This is a genomic window from Aeromonas sp. DNP9 (assembly GCF_001728955.1).
GTDB lineage: Bacteria > Pseudomonadota > Gammaproteobacteria > Enterobacterales > Aeromonadaceae > Aeromonas > Aeromonas veronii.
The window spans coordinates 202,968-210,475 of record NZ_LYSQ01000005.1 but is presented as its reverse complement, the minus strand read 5'-3'; the positions used below and the strand labels follow the sequence as shown (position 1 = coordinate 210,475).

The window sequence follows — 7,508 nt, the reverse complement described above, 5'->3', positions numbered from 1 at the left end:
GGCTGCAATTCAGTAAGTCGCCTGATAATTGACCCATCTTATCTCTTCTCCTCTGTTCTTATTGTTACTCGTCGCTGTTTTCTGGTTCCACAAATAGCCTGATGTTCCGCTTGGTACTCTTTCTTCGCTGAACCGCTGTCGCTTTTTCCGGTGGCTCTGGCGTCGTCATATCCCGTGCATCCCATGATCGCCTATACGTCATGATCTCTTGCTTGGGATCTCTGCTTCCTGAGTTAGCCGCCCCTTCTGTTTAAGCCGCAACCCCATCGTCCCTGCTTTCTATGACTGTGTTAATCGGCCCTGACTTTATTCCGAAGAGGGGTTATTGGCGGTACCAACATGCAGGAGTTGTGGTCGCTGCGTGTTGTCGTTGTGGTTTGGGGAATAAGAAAGTGGGCTGGGATGTGCGCAGTAACTCAGATCTTCTGAGGTTGATTGGTGATTTTCTGGTGATTATTGAGCCCGCAGGCGGGAAGATTAGGAGGATGTTGAAGAAGACTAATGTGTTGAGAGCTATGAGGAATGACAAATCGCAGGCAAACAAAAAGCCCACGCAACATGATTGCATGGGCTCGGTATGAATGGCGGAGGAGGTGGGATTTGAACCCACGGATGGTCGCCCATCGCCGGTTTTCAAGACCGGTGCATTCAGCCGCTCTGCCACCCCTCCGCAGCAGTGCGGCGAATATTACCATGCTGATCCGGCTTGTAAATCCCTGCCCGGTTTGATTGCTGGTTAATTGTGCGAAATGACATGAAAAAGTGGCAATCAGGGCCCATCAAGCTCTTTTTTGGCCAGATAACTTGACTTGAAAACAGACTCAACCACTATAGTGGCCTCTATCATATCCTCTGCAAGATAACGTTATGACTATTAAAAATGCCCTGTTTTGCGCGCTGGCTGGTGTGACCCTGCTGGCGACGCCGGTACATGCAAGCGAGCTGACCAAAAGCGATGTCGAGCAAATCGTTCGCGACTATCTGGTCAAGAATCCCGAGATCCTGGTCGAGATGTCCAATGCCCTGCGTGCCAAGCAGGAGAGCCAGCAGGCCGAGAGTGACAAGGCGCTGATCAAGGCTCACTCCAAGCAGCTTTATGCCAATCAGGATCCCGAGATGGGGAATCCGAAGGCATCTCTGACCATTGTGGAGTTTTTCGATTACAACTGCGGTTACTGCAAGCGGGCCCATCCGCTGGTCAAGCAGCTGATGGCGGAAGATAAAGATATCCGTTACATCTACAAGCAGTTCCCCATTCTGAGCGAGTCCTCCTACTTCGCCGCCCGCGCTGCGCTGGCGGTGCAACTGGGTCAGCCTGACAAGTACCAGGCGTTCCACGAGAAGCTCTATAGCCATCAGGGCCCGCTCGCTGATGAAGCACAGGTCAAGCAGTTGGCTGTGGCGGCCGGTGTGGACTGGAGCAAGGTGGAAGCCAAGATCAAGGATGGCAGCATCGACCAGAACCTCGGTACCAACCGTGCGCTGGCTGAAGCGCTCGGTATCTCCGGTACACCGGCCTTCATCATCGGTGATCAGATCCTGCGCGGTGCTCCCCGTGATCTAGCCAGCCTGAAGGGGTTTATCAAGGACGTGCGTGCCGGCAAGAGCATTCAATAAGCGGTTGTCATGGTCGAGGGCCCAGCGCCCCGGCCAGATACAGAAAGAGGGTCGGTATCACTACCGGCCCTCTTTTTTATTATGTCCTTTGGCACAAGTGGTCGTCGCGAAAGGACCATAACAACGTGCTCAGGACCCGGCCTGTTGGCCTCAGTAACAAGTATTAGCAGAGCCGTTCGGAGTCTATTGATAAATATTTCGCCTCGCAGAGGCGTGTCGTGAGCATTGCTTAATTCCGGTCAAGATTTTTTCTGCTGCTTGCCTTAGAATCGCCGCCCGTTGCAGGAGAAACCTCTATGTTAGTTGATATTTTACGGCTGGTTTTTATAGCCGGAGGCCTCGTATTCATCTTTATGCTGGTGCAAGCCTGCTGGCGGAAGAAGCAGAGTGGATCCTTTGAGGCGACCCCCTTCTGGCCGGTGGCGTTGATCGGTGGGGTTGCCAACTTCCTCGATACCCTGGGGGTGGGCAGCTTTGCGGTAAAGACCGCCTGCTACAAGCAGTTCAAGCTGATCGATGATCGGGTGCTGCCGGGTACCCTCAATGGGCAGTGCGTGCTGCCGACCGTGACTCAGTCGCTGATCTTCGTCGGCGCAGTAGCGGTGGAGCCGCTGACGCTGATCAGCATGATGATGGCCGCCGCAGCGGGCGCAGCCTGGGGCGCTCGCCATGTGGCCTCGTTTGATCGGCAGACCATCCGGTTGGTGATGGCTATCTCCTTACTGGTCGTTGCAGGGCTTATCTTTGCCGGTCTGCTGGGGCTTTTCCCTGTAGGCGGCGATGCGATGGGGCTCAGCGGCTACAAGCTGGCGATCGCCCTGCTGGGCAACTTCATCTTTGGTGTGCTGATGAATGTCGGTATCGGCTTGTTTGCCCCCTGCATGACGCTGGTTTATCTGCTGGGGATGAATCCGCTGGCGGCGTTTCCCATCATGATGGGCTCCACCGCCGTGCTTAGCGTTTTCTCCGCAGGCACTTTTATCCGCAAAGGGGCGTTCGATGCCAAGGCAGTGCTGGCAGTGGCCATCTTCGGCCCCATCGGTGTGGTGCTGGCCGCCATGCTGGTCAAATCCATGGATATGGAGATGCTGAAGTGGCTGGTTGCCTTTATCGTCATCTATACCTCCTGGACCATGTACGCCTCCTGGCGGGCGGCGCGTCGCTCCCCTGTGCAACTGGCGGTGGAGAGCGCAGGCTAGCCTGTACCAGTGCCGCTTCGGCCTTGGCCCCCAGAAAAACATAGAGGCCAAGCGCCAGCAGCAAACCCACCGCACACCCCATCACTCCGACCGCTGGCCAGAGCAGCTCGCTCTGGCCGAGCGAGCCTTTGAACAGCAGCAACAGCCCCTCGATGGAGACCGCGATCAGAATGGCGGCGATAAAGCGGGTGATGGTGCGGCGAATGGCGCTGTGGCGGAAGATATCCTTATGCAGCAGTACCTCCTCTTCCAGAATGGTCTTGCCCAGATCGAACACCGCCAGTGCCAGCGTCAGGAAGATGATGGCGCTAAAGGCGCCGAGCTGGTTCTGCCGCTCGCCGCACAATAGCTGGTAGAGCTGCTCCAGCCCGTGCCAGATCAGGGTGGCGACGATCAGAAACAGCGCCATGCTGAGCACCACATAGACCGCCTTGAACCAGGGCATGGCGCGGCGGCGCTCCCTGTCTCCCATCAACCAGCCAATCAGCTGATTCAGACAGACGGTGATCTCCCGTCCTTGCCCCTGCACAATAAGGTGCAGCTGATTATGGGCGGCCGGTGCTGCAGGCTGGATGCACATCGGCCCCTGATAGTGGTCAATGCTGACCACAAAGGGATACCCCTTGAGCGAGGCAAGGGGAGCGCTGAGCAGCCCCTGCAGTAGCGGGGTCAGCTCCTCCTGATACTCCTGATAGCGCCGCAGCACATCGATGGGGCTCATCTCTGCCATATGGACCTCGGTGACGTGGGCTCTTGTGGTGAATGTGCAAATAGTGGGCCTGCTTTATGACAGGGATGGCGGGGCAAGTTGCACCAGAGAATGACAAATCGGTGGATGACGAGGGGGTAATGCACCAGAAATGGGCGTATTGCCGCCCTGTGTGGTGATGGAGTCTCTGTAATAGAAAAGGGCCCATGACGGGCCCTTTGCGACAACCAGCGGCGATTTAGCCAGCCAGCTTGGCGAAGCTGCGTTCGGCGGCGGCCAGAGTGTGTTCAATCTCCTTGTCGCCGTGAGCCAGCGACAGGAAGCCTGCCTCGTAGGCGCTCGGCGCCAGATAGACGCCCTCTTCGAGCATCAGGTGATAGAAGCGCTTGAAGCGTTCCATATCGCAGCGAGTGACCTGCTCGTAGCGGGTGATTTCGGGCTCGTCGGTGAAGAAGAAGCCGAACATGCCGCCCACATAGTTGATGGCGAGCGGGATACCGTGTTTGGTGGCGGCCGCTTTCAGTCCCTCGGCAACACGAGCTGTCTTGGCGCTCAGCTGCTCATAGAGACCCGGCTCCAGCAGCAGATCCAGCATGGTCAGACCGGCCGCCATGGCCACCGGGTTGCCGGAGAGAGTACCCGCCTGATAGACAGGGCCGGTCGGGGCAATGTGCTGCATCACCTTCTTCTTGCCGCCGAAGGCGCCCACAGGCATGCCGGCACCGATGATCTTGCCGAGGGTGGTGAGATCCGGGTCGATGTTGTAGTGACCCTGGGCACCGCGCAGGGAGACGCGGAAGCCGGTCATCACCTCGTCCAGGATCAGCAGGGCACCGAACTCGTCACAGATGGCGCGCAGCCCTTCCAGGAAGCCGGGGACCGGCGGGATGCAGTTCATGTTGCCTGCGACCGGCTCGACGATGATACAGGCGATTTCGCTGCCGTACTGGGTGAAGGCTTCACGCACCGAATCCAGATCGTTGAAGACGCAGGTCAGGGTGTGCTTGGCGAAATCGGCCGGAACGCCCGGGCTGTTCGGTTGACCCAGGGTCAGGGCGCCGGAACCGGCCTTGACCAGCAGGGAGTCGGCGTGGCCGTGGTAGCAGCCCTCGAATTTGACGATCTTGTCGCGGCCGGTGTAGCCACGGGCCAGACGAATGGCGCTCATGGTGGCTTCGGTGCCGGAGTTGACCATCCGAACCTGCTCCATGGAGGGGACGATCTGGCGGACTTTCTCGGCCATCAGCACTTCGATCTCGGTCGGCGCGCCGTAGCTCAACCCTTTCTCTACGGCCTTGATGACGGCGGCCTTGATGGCCGGGTGGTTGTGACCCAGCAGCATGGGGCCCCAGGAGCCGATGTAATCCACGTAGGCCTGACCATCCACATCATAGAGGTAGGCGCCATCGGCATGATCGATGAAGCGGGGCGTGCCGCCGACCCCATTGAAGGCGCGGACCGGTGAGTTGACGCCACCCGGAATGGTCTGGCGGGCCTGTTCAAACAGCTGATCTGATTTTGACATGGATCATCCTTAATGGGATTTTGGTCGTCACACAAGGGATTGCAGCCGATTGAGACTCGGCAGGCCGGAGCATCAGGAGTATGCTTTGCGCTCTCGCCACCCGGACTCTCGGTCTGCTCCCGTGACAAAAATTTAACGGGCCGACTATAGCAGAAAGCCCCAGCCCTGGGCAGCCGAGCAACGCGCCGGGTGATCCTGATCTCAGCTAGCTGACGATATGGTTTTTCCAAGTTGGTGTAACAAGATGGCGCAACAAGCTCTCTCCTCTGAAGCCGATACCTCTGCGCGGGGGCCGCTTTCCCGCATTATCCGGCAAGACAAGATGCCCTTGCTGGTGCTGCTGCTGGCGGCGCTGGTCGGCACCCTGGCCGGACTGGTGTGCGGTCTGTTCGAATCGGGTGTCCACTGGCTGGCAGAACAACGCATCGCCTTGCTGGCAGACCGTCCCTGGTGGCAGCTCGGTCTGCTTGGCTTTGGCTTCAGCGCCTTGCTGGGATTTGTCGGTTACTTCCTCACTCATACCTTTGCCCCGGAAGCGGGCGGCTCCGGCATTCCCGAGATCGAGGGGGCGATGGACGATCTGCGCCCGGTTCGGTGGTGGCGGGTGTTGCCGGTCAAGTTCTTCGGCGGCATCTGCACCCTGAGTTCCGGCATGGTGCTGGGGCGGGAGGGGCCTTCGGTACAGATCGGCGGCAACCTCGGCAAGATGGTGGCGGATATCTTCCGGTTGCCCAAGGAGCATGGCCATGCCCTGTTGGCCGCCGGTGCGGCGGGAGGTCTGGCTGCGGCCTTCAATGCGCCGTTGGCGGGCATCCTGTTCGTGATGGAGGAGATGCGACCGCAGTTTCGCTACTCCTTTCTGGCCATCAAGGCGGTGGGGATCTCCGCCATCATGGCGACCCTGATGCTGCAGAACATGAAAGGTCAGGGGGCGGTGATCACCTTGCCTCACTACGATGCGCCAGCCCTCAAGGCGCTCTGGCTGTTCCTCTTTATGGGGGCCACCTTCGGGGTGCTGGGTTTTGTCTTCAACAAGCTGGTGCTTGCCTGTCAGGATGGTTATCTGGCGCTGCATCAGAACAAGCGCCACCGTTTCGTGGCCATCGGCATGCTGGTCGCCGGAACGTTTGGTGTGCTGTCGCTGTTTGCCCCCTCGGTGACGGGCGGCGGCACCGAGCTTATTCCTCATCTGATGGGGGATGAGTATGCGATGGCGACCCTGTTCCTTATCTTCTCGGTGCGGCTGGTTGCGACCCTCATCTGCTTCTGCTCCGGTGCCCCAGGCGGGGTGTTTGCGCCGACCCTGGCGTTGGGCACCCTGTTTGGCGTGGTGTTCGGCCATCTGTTTCATGCGGCGTTTCCGGAGCTTGGCATCGAGCCCGGCGCCTTTGCCATCGCCGGAATGGGGGCGCTGTTTGCTGCCACCGTGCGTGCCCCCATCACCGGTATCGTGCTGGTCACCGAGATGACCGACAACTATCAGCTGATCCTGCCGATGATGATCACCACGGTCGGAGCGACTCTGGTTGCCCAGTGGCTGGGTGGCCGACCCATCTATTCCCAGATCCTTGAGCGAACTTTACGGCTCGCCGCGCGTCAAAAGCGGGGTGATGGCAGCGCCACGGCCAGTTAATTTTTCCCTTTATCGCCTTTGGCCCCGGTCAGGGCGGTATAGTGAAGGGATAGGCGCTGCCGTAAATGGCGTGATAACGGGATGAGGGGCTATGTCCAATCTATTGAAGTTATTGGTCGTGTTAGCCGTTGGCGGGCTCATTGGTTACTTTGTCGGTAACCGTCAGGAGCTGGCCCAGAGCAGTCTGTTGGTGGTACAGCAGGAGACGCTGGATCGTCAGGGCAAGGCTATCGGCCAGCTCAAGACCGAATTGGGGGTGAAAGATACCCAGCTGGCGACCCAGAAAGCGGCCTTCGAGCAGTTGCAGACCACCCTGAAGAGTCAGGAGGCGCAGGTGCAGGAGCTCAAGCGCCAGCTGGCCTTTTTCGAGCGGATCATGCGCCCCACCGGCGAACAGGTGGGTGTGGTGATCGACAACCTGACTCTGCAGGAGACCAGCATTCCCGGTCGCTACCACTATCGTCTCGCCCTGACCCAGCCCGCCAAGAAGCGGGAGCTGTTCCGTGGTCAGGTGCAGATCCGGGTCGAGGGGAGTCTGGCTGACAAGCCGAAGACGCTAACCGGCCGCGATCTCGGGATGAAGGTGAGCGAGTGGCGCTATGCCCTGCGTTATTTCCAGCTGCTGGAAGGGAATTGGCAGTTGCCGGAAGGCTTTGTGCCGGATCGAATCCGTGTCACCATCAACAAGGATGGCAGGCAGCCGGCGCAAGAGCTGCTGGTTGAGTGGGGCGAGGTGATCAAGCCGCTGGTCGCCGCGCCGCCAGCTCCGGTTCCCGCTGCCGGTTAAGCGTGGTGAATACTTGAACTGAATGGTCGGGTATTGGA

The 7,508-nt window shown here is 59.0% G+C and carries 6 protein-coding genes and 1 tRNA gene; 4 read left to right on the top strand and 3 right to left on the bottom strand.

Annotated features, from left to right (window positions below):
* Positions 1-582: 582 nt before the first annotated feature.
* Positions 583-670: transfer RNA gene (locus tag A9G06_RS05365), tRNA-Ser, on the bottom strand.
* A gap of 197 nt (positions 671-867) precedes the next feature.
* On the opposite strand from A9G06_RS05365, the gene A9G06_RS05360 reads away from it, so the two are divergent.
* Complete coding sequence (locus A9G06_RS05360; RefSeq protein WP_005340211.1) at positions 868-1,617, top strand: DsbA family protein; 750 nt, start codon at positions 868-870, stop codon at positions 1,615-1,617.
* Positions 1,618-1,913: 296 nt separating this feature from the next.
* Positions 1,914-2,816: a sulfite exporter TauE/SafE family protein gene (locus A9G06_RS05355; RefSeq protein ID WP_069554500.1), complete on the top strand. Its 903-nt coding sequence runs from the start codon at positions 1,914-1,916 to the stop codon at positions 2,814-2,816.
* Here A9G06_RS05355 and A9G06_RS05350 read toward each other — a convergent pair.
* Both A9G06_RS05350 and hemL read right to left on the bottom strand, forming a co-directional pair.
* Entirely contained in the window at positions 2,731-3,546 is an 816-nt protein-coding gene (locus tag A9G06_RS05350; RefSeq protein ID WP_069554499.1) for a hypothetical protein, read from the bottom strand. The genes A9G06_RS05355 and A9G06_RS05350 overlap by 86 nt on opposite strands.
* A 217-nt stretch (positions 3,547-3,763) precedes the next feature.
* Positions 3,764-5,050, bottom strand: a complete 1,287-nt coding sequence (gene hemL, locus A9G06_RS05345; RefSeq protein WP_069554498.1) for a glutamate-1-semialdehyde 2,1-aminomutase — start codon at positions 5,048-5,050, stop codon at positions 3,764-3,766.
* A gap of 244 nt (positions 5,051-5,294) precedes the next feature.
* Between hemL and clcA the strand changes: the two genes are divergently transcribed.
* A complete protein-coding gene (clcA, locus tag A9G06_RS05340) occupies positions 5,295-6,683 on the top strand; it encodes a H(+)/Cl(-) exchange transporter ClcA (RefSeq protein ID WP_019446454.1) in 1,389 nt (462 codons plus the stop codon).
* Between the two features lie 91 nt (positions 6,684-6,774).
* The gene (locus A9G06_RS05335; RefSeq protein WP_005343032.1) at positions 6,775-7,470 is read left to right on the top strand and encodes a DUF6776 family protein; all 696 of its coding nucleotides are present in this window, start codon (positions 6,775-6,777) and stop codon (positions 7,468-7,470) included.
* The last annotated feature ends 38 nt before the right edge of the window (positions 7,471-7,508 follow it).

Coding starts and splice junctions, on each gene's coding strand:
- A9G06_RS05355 (WP_069554500.1), top strand. CDS start 1,914: ATGTTAGTTGATATTTTACGGCTGGTTTTTATAGCCGGAGGCCTCGTA.
- A9G06_RS05335 (WP_005343032.1), top strand. CDS start 6,775: ATGTCCAATCTATTGAAGTTATTGGTCGTGTTAGCCGTTGGCGGGCTC.
- A9G06_RS05360 (WP_005340211.1), top strand. CDS start 868: ATGACTATTAAAAATGCCCTGTTTTGCGCGCTGGCTGGTGTGACCCTG.
- clcA (WP_019446454.1), top strand. CDS start 5,295: ATGGCGCAACAAGCTCTCTCCTCTGAAGCCGATACCTCTGCGCGGGGG.
- hemL (WP_069554498.1), bottom strand. CDS start 5,050: ATGTCAAAATCAGATCAGCTGTTTGAACAGGCCCGCCAGACCATTCCG.
- A9G06_RS05350 (WP_069554499.1), bottom strand. CDS start 3,546: ATGGCAGAGATGAGCCCCATCGATGTGCTGCGGCGCTATCAGGAGTAT.